Raw genomic sequence first — 274 nt, 5'->3', positions numbered from 1 at the left:
GCCATCGATGCCTCTGCGCTCGAAAGCCTGGAAGCGATCAACCAGCGTCTCGCCGATGCGGGAATCAAGCTGCATCTCTCGGAGGTGAAAGGCCCGGTCATGGACCGGCTCCGATCCTCGCACCTGCTCGACCATCTGACGGGGCGGATATTCCTTTCCCAGGACGACGCCTTTAAAGCGTTGGTGTCTTCCGCCGATGATGAGATCGCGGAGCCCGGTGACGACCCCTGGCTCGCGCGCGGGCTCATCTAAGCAGCTGACAAGGGACGAACCC

General features: G+C 62.4%; 1 protein-coding gene. It reads left to right on the top strand.

Annotated features, from left to right (window positions below):
• Window positions 1–252: sodium-independent anion transporter (locus tag CVH10_RS20435; protein WP_146143183.1), on the top strand; the 252-nt coding region annotated here is incomplete at its 5' end.
• Window positions 253–274: the final 22 nt, after the last annotated feature.

Source organism: Halomonas sp. ND22Bw, assembly GCF_003011945.1.
Taxonomy (GTDB): Bacteria; Pseudomonadota; Gammaproteobacteria; order Pseudomonadales; family Halomonadaceae; genus Halomonas; species Halomonas halophila.
This window is presented reverse-complemented; position numbering and strand designations above follow the sequence as displayed.